This window comes from Lunatimonas salinarum, from assembly GCF_017811155.1.
GTDB lineage: Bacteria > Bacteroidota > Bacteroidia > Cytophagales > Cyclobacteriaceae > Lunatimonas > Lunatimonas salinarum.
The window spans coordinates 1-13353 of record NZ_JACVCV010000015.1 but is presented as its reverse complement, the minus strand read 5'-3'; the positions used below and the strand labels follow the sequence as shown (position 1 = coordinate 13353).

General features: G+C 46.1%; 10 protein-coding genes and 1 tRNA gene. 7 read left to right on the top strand and 4 right to left on the bottom strand.

Features of this window, described 5'->3' with window-relative positions; genetic code table 11:
- Positions 1-18 precede the first annotated feature (18 nt).
- A complete protein-coding gene (gene lpxB, locus IAQ59_RS16820) occupies positions 19-1122 on the top strand; it encodes a lipid-A-disaccharide synthase (RefSeq protein WP_209332007.1) in 1104 nt (367 codons plus the stop codon).
- Between the two features lie 4 nt (positions 1123-1126).
- Here lpxB and clpX read toward each other — a convergent pair whose 3' ends face one another.
- From clpX to IAQ59_RS16800, 4 genes are all read right to left on the bottom strand, one after another.
- Positions 1127-2353, bottom strand: coding sequence for an ATP-dependent Clp protease ATP-binding subunit ClpX (gene clpX / locus IAQ59_RS16815; protein ID WP_209332006.1), 1227 nt, complete (start codon positions 2351-2353; stop codon positions 1127-1129).
- Positions 2354-2356: 3 nt separating this feature from the next.
- A complete protein-coding gene (locus tag IAQ59_RS16810) occupies positions 2357-3034 on the bottom strand; it encodes a ClpP family protease (protein ID WP_245189670.1) in 678 nt (225 codons plus the stop codon).
- Positions 3035-3113: 79 nt separating this feature from the next.
- Positions 3114-4442 carry a trigger factor gene (locus IAQ59_RS16805; protein WP_209332005.1) on the bottom strand — a complete coding sequence of 443 codons (1329 nt, stop codon included), beginning with the start codon at positions 4440-4442 and terminating at the stop codon, positions 3114-3116.
- A gap of 89 nt (positions 4443-4531) precedes the next feature.
- Positions 4532-4613, bottom strand: a tRNA-Leu gene (locus IAQ59_RS16800).
- A gap of 225 nt (positions 4614-4838) precedes the next feature.
- Between IAQ59_RS16800 and IAQ59_RS16795 the strand changes: the two genes are divergently transcribed.
- The 6 genes from IAQ59_RS16795 to IAQ59_RS16770 all read left to right on the top strand — a co-directional run bounded on the left by IAQ59_RS16795 (position 4839) and on the right by IAQ59_RS16770 (position 12865).
- A complete protein-coding gene (locus IAQ59_RS16795; protein ID WP_209332004.1) occupies positions 4839-7058 on the top strand; it encodes a RelA/SpoT family protein in 2220 nt (739 codons plus the stop codon).
- A 59-nt stretch (positions 7059-7117) separates the two neighbouring features.
- Positions 7118-7594: a Fur family transcriptional regulator gene (locus tag IAQ59_RS16790; protein ID WP_209332003.1), complete on the top strand. Its 477-nt coding sequence runs from the start codon at positions 7118-7120 to the stop codon at positions 7592-7594.
- 62 nt (positions 7595-7656) lie between these two features.
- Positions 7657-8001, top strand: coding sequence for an STAS domain-containing protein (locus IAQ59_RS16785; protein ID WP_209332002.1), 345 nt, complete (start codon positions 7657-7659; stop codon positions 7999-8001).
- A gap of 112 nt (positions 8002-8113) precedes the next feature.
- A complete protein-coding gene (locus IAQ59_RS16780; RefSeq protein WP_209332001.1) occupies positions 8114-9385 on the top strand; it encodes an adenylosuccinate synthase in 1272 nt (423 codons plus the stop codon).
- Between the two features lie 136 nt (positions 9386-9521).
- Positions 9522-11846 carry a PKD domain-containing protein gene (locus tag IAQ59_RS16775; RefSeq protein WP_209332000.1) on the top strand — a complete coding sequence of 775 codons (2325 nt, stop codon included), beginning with the start codon at positions 9522-9524 and terminating at the stop codon, positions 11844-11846.
- A complete protein-coding gene (locus IAQ59_RS16770; protein WP_209331999.1) occupies positions 11843-12865 on the top strand; it encodes a PorP/SprF family type IX secretion system membrane protein in 1023 nt (340 codons plus the stop codon). Before IAQ59_RS16775 ends, IAQ59_RS16770 begins: the two co-directional genes overlap by 4 nt.
- The last annotated feature ends 488 nt before the right edge of the window (positions 12866-13353 follow it).

The window sequence follows — 13353 nt, the reverse complement described above, 5'->3', positions numbered from 1 at the left end:
ATCCTAATCCGGTAAGCCTTGAAATATTACCTTATCGCCGGCGAACGGTCCGGTGACCTGCACGCAGCCAATCTGATGGCTGAAATCCAACGCTTGGATGCAAATGCCCAGTTTCGGGGTATGGGTGGAGACTATATGATCGCTCAGGGCCTTCAGGTTGCGGCACATTATGAAGCGGTATCCCTTATGGGCTTTTTGGAGGTATTAATGGGGTTTCGCAAGGTGTTCAAGTACCTGAAACGGATCAAGGTGGATATCGAGACTTTTAGGCCAGATGCCATTATCTTGGTCGATTTTGCCGGGTTTAACATGCGCATAGCCAAATTTGCAAAGTCCAGAGATATTCCGGTACACTATTACATCGCCCCAAAGGTCTGGGCTTGGAATCAAAAGCGTGCACTTACGTTGAAAAAGTATTGTCATCGACTCTACGCCATACTGCCTTTTGAACCTGCCTTTTTCAAGAGATTTGGGATGGAGGTTCCCTATGTTGGCAATCCGCTTAGGGATGAATTGGACAAATTTGTTCCTGACAGGGAATTTTTGGCAACGTATAATTTGGGGAAGAAGCCCATAGTAGCGCTTCTTCCCGGAAGTAGAAGGCAAGAGGTGATGGCCATGCTAGACACCATGATCGGGCTGGTGCGAGAACAACAGCAGTGGGATTTTGTAATAGCTGGTGTGCGTAATCTCCCAGAGGAGGTGTACGCAGAGGCTAGGAAGGCGGGTGTTAACGTTGTTTTTGATCGAACCTATGACCTGCTCTCTGTCGCTCATGGCGCCGTGGTTACGTCTGGCACGGCTACGCTGGAGACTGCACTGTTCAACGTGCCGCAGGTGGTCGTTTACCGGACCAGCACATTCACCTATGCCATAGCAAAAAACTTGGTGAAGGTTCCCTTTATTTCCCTCGTAAACCTGATTGCCGACAAAGAAGTTGTAAGAGAGCTGATCCAGCATGAGTACACTATGCAGCATCTGGGCAACGAACTGAAAATGCTTATGGAGGAAGGAGCGGGAAGGGAGCGCATATTGGAAGGGTATGTGTTGATCCAGGAAAAACTGGGCACAAAAAAAGCCTCGCAGGAAACTGCGAGGCTGATATACGCTAATGTACTGTAGGCGCCTAAGCCACCTGTAGTTTTTTGAACTTGGATTTTTCGAACTGCGACTTTGCGTAAGCTTCGTCGATGGTGAGTTCCTTTACGGTCTCGTCTGACGGAAGCTCGTACATGGCATCGGTAATGATGGCCTCGCAAATGGACCTCAGGCCTCTGGCTCCCAGGTTAAATTCCACCGCTTTGTCTACGATAAAATCTATACCGGACTCATCGAAGGACAGGCTTACATTTTCCATTTCCATCAACTTGATGTACTGCTTAGTCAGCGCATTCTTTGGTTCAGTCAGGATCTTTTTGAGGGTAGCCCGATCCAGCGGATCCAAGTGGGTAAGCACCGGTAGCCTGCCGATCAATTCGGGTATCAACCCAAAGGATTTCAGATCCTGAGCTGTTACGTACTGCAACAGGTTGTTTCGGTCGATAAACTCGGTCTCCGACTTCTTGCTGAACCCCATGGGCTGGGTATTCAGACGGTTGGCGATGTGGCGGGTAATACCGTCAAATGCCCCCCCGCAGATGAAGAGGATATTTTCCGTATTTACAGCAATCATCTTTTGATCAGGGTGTTTTCTCCCTCCTTGCGGCGGTACATTAACCACCGTTCCTTCCAGCAGTTTCAGCAGGGCCTGTTGCACGCCTTCCCCACTTACATCCCGGGTGATGGAGGGGTTGTCCGACTTGCGGGCTATTTTATCCAGCTCATCGATGTAGACAATGCCCCGTTCGGCGGCTTCCACGTTGTAATCGGCTGCCTGTAGCAGTCTGGTAAGAATGCTTTCCACATCCTCTCCCACGTATCCTGCCTCCGTAAGCACCGTCGCATCGGCGATACAGAAGGGAACTTCCAAGATTTTTGCCAACGTTTTTGCCAGGTAGGTTTTTCCGGTTCCGGTATCGCCCACCATGATGATGTTGGATTTTTCAATCTTGATCTCATCTTCGTCAAAATCCTTTTGGCTTAGACGCTTGTAGTGGTTATATACGGCTACCGTCAGCACCTTTTTAGCTTCCTGCTGACCAATGACATATTGGTCTAGGTACTCATTGAGCTCTTTGGGTTTCCGTAGTTTAAATTTAGGCTTCTTGGTTTGCTTTTTTGTGCGGTCTTCTTCACCCAATATCTGATAGGCTTGCTCTATGCAAAAATTGCAGATATGGGCGGATATCCCCGAAACCATTAGGTCTACATCTTTTTTGTTCCTACCACAAAAGGAACACGTTGTTTGAGCCATTACTTATTGTTTACTTTTTCTGGTCAGTACTTCGTCCACCAACCCGTATTCTTTTGCTTGATCTGCTCTCATCCAATAATCCCGGTCAGAGTCCCGCTCGATTGTTTCTATGGACTGTCCGCTGTGATGGGCTAGGATTTCATAGAGTTCTTTTCGCAATTCCAAGATCTGTTTTACCGTGATCTCCATGTCTTTGGATTGGCCTTGCATGCCTCCTGAAGGTTGATGGATCATGATGCGGGAATGCGGAAGTGCCGCGCGCTTACCGGCTGCTCCTCCGGCTAGCAGTACAGCGCCCATAGAGGCAGCGAGTCCAGTACAGATGGTGCCCACTTCCGGGTTGATGTATTGCATGGTGTCGTAGATACCAAGCCCTGCATACACGGACCCTCCGGGGCTGTTGATATAGAGCAGTACGTCTTTTTTGGAATCAACGGATTCCAAAAACAGCAGCTGTGCCGTGATGATGTTGGCAATGTGATCGTCCACTCCCGTCCCAAGGAAAATGATTCGGTCCATAATCAATCGGGAAAAAACATCTATTTCCCGGAAATTGGTAGGCCGTTCCTCGATGACTGCCCTGGTCATGCTCTCCACATGTTGGGTATATTGGTCAAATGCCATACCGTTAACGCCTCGGTGTTTGACGGCAAAATCTCTCAATTCTTTTTTATTCAACATACTTTGCGGTTTATGAATGTTACAAAAATAAAAAAAGCCCTTAAAAAAGGACTTTTTATTTAACATTTAATTCTTGGAATTAGTTTTCCAGAAGCTCATTGAACTTTTCGACGGAGATAACTTCCTCTTCAAGCCCGACTTTTTCCTTGATGAAGGACAAAACTTTGTCGTTTTGGACGGAGGTCAGCATCTGCATATAGTTTTGCCCCTCATTGCCCTGCAGGTAGTTGTTCACGAACATGTCCATGTTGCTCTCCATCTGCGCACCGAGTCCAGAAGAAGCCAATTGTTCGCGGATCATCTCCTTGGTCTTCTCAATCACATCCTCGTGTTCTGCTTTGATGCTATTGTCTTCAGCTACTTTATTGGAGATCAAAGACCAAGTAAGTTGTCGTGCATAAGCCGGGTATTCCTTTTCCACCTCTTCTTCGCTTACTTTGCCCTCATTTGCCTTTACAAGCCATTCTTTGAGGAAGCTTTCCGGAAGTTCGATTTTCGCACCTTCAATAAGCTGCTTTTTCAACTCTTCCTCACTGAAGATTTTCATTTCCTTGTTGTAATTTTCCGCAAGGATCTCCTTCACTTTTTCAATAAACTCCTCCTCCGATTTTACCTGATCCGGTCCGAATAGTTTATCAAACAGATCTTGGTTGAGTTCCGCCTCTTCGGTTCGGTTAATGTTTTGGACCGTGAAGGTAAATTCTCCAGCGAGCACTTTGGCTTCTTCTTCGGAGATATTCAGTACCGAGGTGAGTTCGTCCTTTAGCGCCTTTGCAGGGTCAAACTCAATCACCGCACCTTTTTCCACGCCGATAAATTTCTTTACCGTTCTGCCGTCAATTTTGGAAAGGGGAAGGGAAAGTGTTTTTTCAAAGGAGCCATCTGCGGACTTTAGGTCACCATAGAGAAAGTCATTTTCCTCACTGATTTCCGGGTTGGTCATCTTTCCGTATTGGCGCTTGATATTGGTGAGTGCGTCTTCAAGTTCTTTTTCGGAAACCGCTACTTTGTAGGCTTTTACCTGCTTGGCAGTATCTAGATCTACCGAGACGGCCTCGACGAACCCTACTTTATAGCTAAAATCAAACTCCTTTTGATGTTTCCAGTCAATCTGCTTGTCTTGTTCGATGATTGGCAGTGCATCTCCCAATACCTTGAACTCCTGTTTTTTCAAAAAATCTCCCAAGGAATTGGAAAGGATGCTGTTGATCTCTTCTACCAATACCGATGTGCCGTATAAGTTCTTCACCATGCCAAAGGGAGCTTTTCCGGGTCGGAATCCTTTGATGTTGGCTTTTTTAGCGTAGTCCTTTATTTTGGCATCAACTTTTGGTTGATAATCTGCCTCATTTAACGTAATTTTAATGAAGGCTTCATTGGCAGCGTGCTTATCTAATGTAATTTCCAATGGGATGATGTTTAAAGTTACCGATAACAAAAACCCTCAATCTGAACCATTACGTAGAAGTAGTGATCTAGATCGAGGGAGTTGAAGTGTGCGGATGGAGGGACTCGAACCCCCATGCCTCGCGGCGCTAGATCCTAAGTCTAGTGCGTCTACCAATTTCGCCACATCCGCAAAATAAATAAAGGAAACAACTAGCCAATACAACTGTAATGATCAATTATCGCCTTGGTTTCAACCACTTGGAACTTTGCCGAAAAGCAACCTTTTCCATGTGTTTGATCAATGTGGATGCAAATGTACAAATGAATTTTTAAGATTCAATAGAGCCGCCTAAAAAAGTATAAAATAATTGCACCAAAGCACGATTTGGGACGTATTAATATGTAATTTAGTTGTATGATTAAGGTAGATATAGAGGAGGAGCGTAAGGAAATCCTCAAGCGATATAGACGGCTGTTGCGGGTAGCCAAACCCCTACTGAGGGACAATGACGCAAAGCTAATCAAAAAGGCATTTAATATTTCCAATGATGCCCACAAAGACATGCGGCGGAAGTCGGGGGAGCCTTACATCTACCATCCACTAGAAGTCGCGTTGGTTTGTGTGGAGGAGATTGGTCTGGGTACCACGAGTATCATTGCCGCGCTGCTGCATGATGTGGTGGAGGATACCGAGATGGAACTGGAAGATATAGAGCGTGAGTTTGGTTCCAAGGTAGCCTCGATCATCGACGGGTTGACTAAGATTTCCGGCGTGTTTGAATACGGTACTTCGCAGCAGGCAGAGAATTTCCGTAAGATGCTAATTACCCTTTCCGACGATGTACGGGTGATTTTAATCAAGCTGGCAGATAGGTTAAATAACATGCGGACCTTGGACAGTATGCCCAGGCACAAGCAACTCAAGATTGCATCGGAGACGAAATACCTGTATGCCCCCTTGTCCCATAGGTTAGGTCTCTACAGTATCAAGTCGGAATTGGAAGATCTTTACCTCAAGTTTACCGATAAGGAAACGTACGAATTTATCGTCAATAAGATTAAGGAAACCAGGGTATCCAGAAATAAGTTTATTAAAACGTTTGTGGCCCCAATCGAAACGGAGTTAAAGCAGCAGAATTTCAAGTTTTTTATCAAAGGGAGGCCAAAGTCTATTTTTTCCATTTACAATAAAATGAAGAAGCAAAACATCCCTTTTGAGGAGGTTTATGACCTGTTCGCCATCCGGATCATCATTGATACAGAGTTGGAAAACGAAAAAGCGGATTGTTGGCAGGTGTATTCGGTGGTCACGGACTTTTACCGGCCCAACCCCGATCGCCTGCGGGATTGGATCAGCACACCTCGTGCCAACGGGTACGAGTCCTTGCATACCACGGTAATGAGTCAAACTGGGCAGTGGGTGGAGGTACAGATCCGGACCCAACGCATGGATGACATCGCCGAAAGGGGGTATGCTGCCCATTGGAAGTACAAGGAAAAAGAAAATTCTCCCGAAAAAGGCGCCGTAGGGTTGGATGACTGGATCACCCAGGTTCGAACGGTGTTGGAAAATAACGATGGGTCGGCGATTGAGTTTATGGACGATTTCCGGGGCAACCTCTTTAGTGATGAAGTGTTTGTTTTTACACCTAAAGGAGACCTAAAAGTACTTCCTTTTGGAGCTACGGCATTGGATTTTGCATTTGAGATTCACTCCGAGGTAGGAAGTTCATGTATTGGTGCCAAGGTCAATCAAAAACTGGTTCCCATAGGCCACGTGCTCAAAAACGGGGATCAGGTGGAGATTCTGACTTCTAAAAAGCAGCGTCCCAACGAAGATTGGCTCAAGCATGTGATGACTTCCCGGGCCAGAGCCAAAATAAAAGATGCACTTAAGGAGGAGAAAAAGCAGTATATACTGGACGGGAAGGAAATTGTTCAGCGGAAGCTCAAGCAGATGAAAATGGAGTTTTCTTCGATGGTGGTAGAGCAGCTAAGGGCTTTTTTCGAAACCAAAACTACCACGGAGTTCTATTATAAGGTAGGGAAGGGAATTATTGATCCCACTTCTATTAAGGCGTTTAAGGATTTCAAGCTGGACAAGAAGGACAAGAAGAGCTCCATGAGCAAGATAACTGATGAGTCCTCCTTTACCAAGGAAATCAAAAATCTCAAGGGTCCCGAACACGATCAGCTTCTCATCGGCGAGGATATGGATGTGGTGGACTATATCTTGGCAAAATGCTGCAATCCGATTCCGGGTGACGACGTGTTTGGTTTTGTGACCGTCAATGAGGGGATAAAGATACATCGGACTTCCTGTCCCAATGCCCTGGAGCTGCTTTCGAACCATGGAAACCGGGTGATTAAAGCACGCTGGACCAGTCAGCAGGAAATTGCTTTTTTGGCGGGGCTAAGGATTGTCGGTACCGACCGGGTGGGGCTTATCAGCGATTTGACCAAGGTGATATCCAATGAACTCAAAGTCAATATGCGTTCGATCACGGTGGACTCGGACAGTGGGATTTTTGAAGGTTCTATCAAGCTGTATGTCCATAGTACCGGCCATCTGGAGAAATTGATCCATAACCTTTCAAAGGTAAGTGGAGTATTAAAGGTATCTAGGTTTGATTGACGACCTCTGCCTACCGGATATCGAATTCTACTGTATATTTGCAAAAAACCAAATCGCCGATGGCATTAAACGAAAGTCTGTTTGAAAAGGTAAAGAAGATCTTTACCGCTTATTTGGAAAACAAAAAACTAAGAAAAACCCCTGAGCGATATGCGATTTTAGAAGAAATCTATGGCAGGGGCGGCCATTTTGATGTGGAATCCCTCTACATCAGTATGAAAAACAAAAACTACCGGGTAAGTAGGGCTACCGTGTACAACACCCTAGACTTATTGGTGGAATGCGATTTGGTGACCAAGCATCAGTTCGGCAAAAACCTGGCCCAGTATGAAAAATCCTACGGCTACAAGCAGCACGACCACCTGATATGTACCGAATGCCACCAAGTTAAGGAGTTTTGTGATCCCAGAATCCAAACGATCCAGAACACGGTAGGGGAGGTCTTGAATTTTAATATCATCCACCATTCACTGATTTTGTACGGCAACTGCCTGGACGAGTCCTGTGAATTTAAACCGAAGGTAAAGGCCAAGTGAGTCATGCCTTCCGGTTTTTCCACAAAAGCAACTACGTTAAATAACCTTGAATTTTTGAACCAATGAACGTGAACGTTGAGAGCAGCTTAGACAAAAATAATTTTATCGTAAAAATAGCAGGCGATCTAATCGGAGATGAAACCGGTCCCAAGTTGATGGGGTTGGTTTCAGATGCGATTAATGATGGGGCCAGAAATTGCATTATTGATTTGAGCCGTGTTCGTTACATCAGTTCCAGTGGTATTGGTGTATTGATTACTATTTTGACGAAGATGCGGAACGTAGGCGGAGAAGTTTTCTTAACTTCTCCCTCAGAGCACGTAAAAAAGCTGCTGATCATTACCAAGCTCAACAATATTTTTACCGTGTATGACAATCTGGAAGAGGCCTTGGCCAATATACCTTAATGGAGGCTTTGGGAAATTCCCGTCAAAAAACCATTGCAGTTGGTTTTTTTTGACGTAATTGCGGGTCTTTTAAAAAAAACAACGTAAATAATAAGAATTCTAGCTTATACAAATGAAAATGGATGTTCTTTTAGGCCTACAGTGGGGCGATGAAGGAAAAGGAAAAGTCGTTGACTACCTCGCCCCGAAGTATCATGTTGTTGCGAGGTTTCAGGGTGGCCCTAACGCAGGACATACGTTGGAATTTGATGGCATCAAGCATGTCTTACACCAAATTCCCAGTGGCATCTTTCGAAGTAATCTGAAAAATATAATTGGAAATGGCGTGGTATTAGATCCCGTCGTGTTAAAAAAAGAGATTGAAGGACTTAAGAAATTCAATATCGATTTTTCGAAGAACCTTTTTGTATCCAAAAAGGCAACTATTATCGTTCCAACCCACAAGTTGTTGGATGCGGCTTATGAAAAATCCAAGGGTGACAAGAAAATTGGGTCTACCCTCAAAGGGATAGGGCCTACCTATCAGGATAAGATCGGCAGGGTTGCGCTTCGCGTAGGGGATATGCTTTCACCTGATTTTCGTGAGAAATACAATTCACTCGTCGAGCGGCACCTCTCCATTTTGAATTATTATGGGTTTGATACCAGTCAGTTGCCGGCTTTGGAGTCGGTATTCTTTGATGCAATAGACTTTTTCAAGGGCTTGAACCTGGTGGAGAGCGAGTTTGAAGTAAATAGGGCTCTCCGGGATGGGGAGAAAATTCTCGCCGAAGGAGCACAAGGGTCGTTGTTGGATATTGATTTTGGTAGTTACCCATTCGTTACCAGCAGCAACACGATGACCTCTGGGGCTTGCAGCGGGCTGGGCGTGGCACCATCGAAGATAGGAGAAGTCTTTGGGATATTTAAGGCCTATTGCACCCGTGTCGGCAGTGGTCCTTTTCCCACGGAGCTTTTTGATTCTGATGGCGAATCGATGCGGCGAGAGGGAAATGAGTTTGGTTCTACGACCGGTAGGCCAAGGAGGTGCGGTTGGATAGACCTGCCGGCATTGAAGTATAGTATTATGATCAATGGCGTGACGCAGTTGTTTATGATGAAGGCTGATGTATTGAATATCTTTGAGGAAATCAAGGTATGTACCCACTATCAATTGGCCGATGGAACGGTGATTGACCGATATTCCTTCGAGTCAGATTCGGCTGCGGTTACTCCGGTATATAAAACGATGAAAGGCTGGCATACTAGCTTGGCAGCCGTAACCTCTTACGAGGAATTTCCTCAGGAACTAAGGGAATACGTCACTTACTTGGAGGAGGAGCTGCAGGTGCCCATCAAGATGGTTTCAGTGGGGCCAGACCGGAAACAGACCATTATACGATAAGCATTCATTGCCCAAATAAAGGCTTCCCTTAACATAAAGTGGAAGCCTTTTTTCTTTTCTGGGATATTTGGTTAATTTAAAGGCCCTTTGGCAATAATGCAAAATAACGACTACCCATGATTTCCCAAATCTAACCTTGAGGCCCACGGTATATTTTCTGCGTTACCTGGTAATGGCATGGTTTGCCCTAATCGCCAACTTGGCCAATGGCCAGGTCGGGTTCCCCTATTGTGAATCATTTGAGTCTACTACGCTACGTCAGCAAACGATCGTGGGGGGCAATGCGCGATTGACTGGGCAGGTCCTACAGCTGACCCAAGCCAGTCCCAATCAGAATGGCTATGTGTACATTGATATTCCCTTTGCTTCTTCTTTCGGTATCAAGGCCAGTTTTGAATATTTTATCTATGGAGGCGATGGGGCCGATGGTCTCACGATGTTTCTGTTTGATGGAAGAATTGGTGCATTCACTCCCGGAGCTTTTGGCGGGTCTTTGGGATACGCTCAGGGAAATGGCAGGGCGGGCCTTTCTGGTGCGTATCTTGGGGTAGGGTTGGATTCCTTTGGTAATTTTGGAAATCAGGTCGAGGGGAAAAACGGAGGCTTTCCAGGTGCTTTTGACCAATTGCAGCCAAACAGCATCGTGGTGAGGGGCCCAGCCTCTGCAGGGTACCCTTTTGTTACGGGTAAGAGGGTAAACCAAGGGGGAGATTTTGGACTGCCAGTAGCGGATCGGTTTCGCATAGAATCTGAACGAGGCAGGGTAAACGGGCCCAATGAAGTGGGATATCGGAAGGTATTCATCGACCTTCGTCCTTCCCCAAGCGGGGTTGGTTTTTTGTTGACCATGGATATGCAGGTGACCACCGTGGCAGGTACTCCCAGGATGGTTAATTTGTTTCGGGATTTTGCCTATCCCTATCCCCCTCCGCCCAATTTAAAGATTGGCTTTTCTGCTTCCACGGGAGGGAATACCAATTTTCACGAAATCAGAAACTTACAGGTGGAAGTATCAGCAGAGGATGATTTGCAGTTACCGGTAGGGTCCGACTTGCTCGGTCTCCTAGCCTGCGCGGGGCAGGAGAACAACTATGCGTTGACCACCGATGATGTAACGTTGCCTAATGATAACTCCGTTATTCAATGTGTTCGGCTATATCAAAGTCTGGATCACATTCTGACAGACGAGGAAGATATTTGCCTTCAAGGGGGAATATGCGGGGATGCCAACAGACTACTGGAATTCGCTGAAGGGGTTGTCCAGGTAGATGACTCAGGTACAGGTATCACCTTCTTTCCGGTTGTCGGCTCGGAAGGTCAGGAAGTATCGTTGTATTATACCGTTACGGATAACTACGGGAAAACTTCCGCAGGTTCCGAACTCTCTTTTTCGATCAATACTACCCCCAATCCGGTTGATTTACTGGTAAATGCAATGCCCATAGCCACCTGGAATATTTGTCCTGGAGATGAGCTTCCGTTGACGGCGGAGGGCACCGACACGTACGAGTACTACGAGTGGTACCGTTTTGGGGAACTGTTGGAGACCACGCAGGAAAATGAATATGTCATAACCCGCGCGGGCGAATACGAAGTGTGGGCTTACAATGCGTTGGGATGCCCCGCCAAGTCCAGTATATTGACCGTAGAGCAACCTCCCTTTCCGGAGTTGGCCATCGAGTCGCCCATTGTGGCTTGTTTCCCTGAAGAATTGGTTGACGTGAGGCAATACATTGAGGATTATGACGAAGAAGTTTATGATTATCGGGTGTTCACTCCTGACGGGGATGAGCTCGTGAATGAGGCGATGATGTCGCAATATGTAGCGGGTCTCTATTATGTGTCTGTCAAGAATAAGGGAACCGATTGTTGGTCCGAAAATTTGGAGTTTCGGATAAGAGTGGTCCCCAGACCGGTGGAGGCGGCTTTTGATTACGGCATAGATGGCAGCGATCGGAAAGCCGATGACGATGGTTTTGTGCTGACGGTGGACCCCATTTGGTTCAGAGATCAATCTACTGGCTCCATCATTGGCTGGGAATGGGATTTCGGAGATGGCAATACCAGTAGAACAAGAAATCCTGTGCATATTTACGGAGAAAAGGGTGATTTTTTAGTGACGCTTACCGTGCGAAGTGAGGGAAATTGTGAGTCCATTGCTCAAATGAATATTGCCATAGAGCGCTCTTATCGAGTGATGTTTCCTACCGGTTTCACCCCTACCAGCAACCAAAACACTCATTTTAGGCCGAAAACGAAAGGGATTTCCCGAATGGAGCTTTTGGTGTTCAGTGTTTGGGGAGAGCTGCTTTTTCAGTCCGATGATTTGAACACCCTAGGTTGGGATGGAAATGTAAATGGCAAAGATGCGCCACCAGGTACGTACGTGTATCGTGTAAATATGGTGGCAGAAGATGGCGAGGAAATCGTCAAGACAGGTAAATTTCTGATGGTGCGATGAGGGCATTGGTTTACATATTGATATTTACTGTTTGGGTGCAGGGAGGTCTGAGAGCGCAAGACCTGCAGTTTTCTCAGTTTTATGCATCTCCTTTGTACCTGAATCCGGCATTTGCCGGCAGCACCGAATGGACCAGGGTAGGGTTGAATTTTCGAAATCAATGGCCAGGCTTGGATTATTCCTTTTATACGATGTCGGCCTACTTCGATCATTTCATCGATCACCGTAACAGTGGGATTGGCTTTATCGCAAATGCTACAAGGGATAACTTCGCAGACCTTCAGAATGTGGAAGTGGGGTTTTTATATTCCTATCGATTAAAACTCGGAGAATCTAGTTTTTTGCATGCTGGAGCCCAGGGTAGTTTCGTAAACAGGTATGTAAATGTGGAACAAATCATCTTGGGGACTCAGTTAGATATAGACCGGGGTTCCATCGATTTGGATGCTACTTCCTGGGTGAGTGATGATAGTCAGCGCAGTCATGGAGATCTCAATGTAGGGATGTATTACTACGACAACCGATTTTGGTTGGGAGTGGCTGCACACCACCTCACCCAACCCTATATCTCTTTCATGGAAATAGAGATGAACAGATTGCCTATTCGCTATTCCATTCATGGGGGGTATAAAATCCCCTTGCGGGATGGGATGATCCGGGAGTACCTGAACAATGTAGAGCAGGAGCGGAGTTTGGCATTCGCATTTAATTACAAGAGACAGGGAGTATTCGATCAGTTGGATATAGGTGCAGAGTTTTACTTTCAACCTGTGATATTGGGATTTTGGTACCGCGGCCTTCCTACGAAAAATGCGTTGCCGAACAACGAGGCCATCGTGGCGCTGCTCGGTTTTTCCCTTCCGAATGATTTGGATGTCGGCTACAGTTATGATTTTACGGTTTCCAAGCTAGGCCTGAGAAATTCCGGAGGGGCCCATGAGCTCTCTATTCGCTATACCTTTTTAAATTACAAGCTTGGCAAGAAGCGGGATCGGGTGATCCCTGGATTTAAGTATTGATTTTTTTCGCTTGATCATCAGAGCTTTTGTGGAGGCTTATGAATTATTTTGCGTCTACCCCTTGGAAGTTCCGGATAAATGGTGACCTTTGCAATCCCAAACGGGGGATAAGCGCTGAAAGGCGGAATTGAAAAGGGGTTTAGAAGGGTTTTTGCTGGGTATATGTTCGGGTTTTGTTTCGAAAAAAAAAACCAAAAAAAACCTTTGCGGATGTAGGAAAACTTTCTACCTTTGCAATCCCAAAAGCGGGGAAGCGGTTTCAGGACCGGTTCGTTGCATGGCGCGGAAACGTCCGCGGCCGATTTGTCCGGTGCATGCCGAGTGGTATGGATGCGGGGCGGAAAAGTTCTTTGAAAGGATGTAGACACAATAAGATAAGCGGGAAGGCTGTGATCGGGATTGATTCCGATTGGTCAGCCGGACGCAAATAGAGATTATTTTCCTTTTGTTTAAGGAGAGCCAAGAACTTTACAATGGAGAGTTTGATC

Coding starts and splice junctions, on each gene's coding strand:
- clpX (WP_209332006.1), bottom strand. CDS start 2,353: ATGGCTCAAACAACGTGTTCCTTTTGTGGTAGGAACAAAAAAGATGTA.
- IAQ59_RS16810 (WP_245189670.1), bottom strand. CDS start 3,034: ATGTTGAATAAAAAAGAATTGAGAGATTTTGCCGTCAAACACCGAGGC.
- IAQ59_RS16795 (WP_209332004.1), top strand. CDS start 4,839: ATGATTAAGGTAGATATAGAGGAGGAGCGTAAGGAAATCCTCAAGCGA.
- IAQ59_RS16790 (WP_209332003.1), top strand. CDS start 7,118: ATGGCATTAAACGAAAGTCTGTTTGAAAAGGTAAAGAAGATCTTTACC.
- IAQ59_RS16785 (WP_209332002.1), top strand. CDS start 7,657: ATGAACGTGAACGTTGAGAGCAGCTTAGACAAAAATAATTTTATCGTA.
- IAQ59_RS16780 (WP_209332001.1), top strand. CDS start 8,114: ATGAAAATGGATGTTCTTTTAGGCCTACAGTGGGGCGATGAAGGAAAA.
- IAQ59_RS16770 (WP_209331999.1), top strand. CDS start 11,843: ATGAGGGCATTGGTTTACATATTGATATTTACTGTTTGGGTGCAGGGA.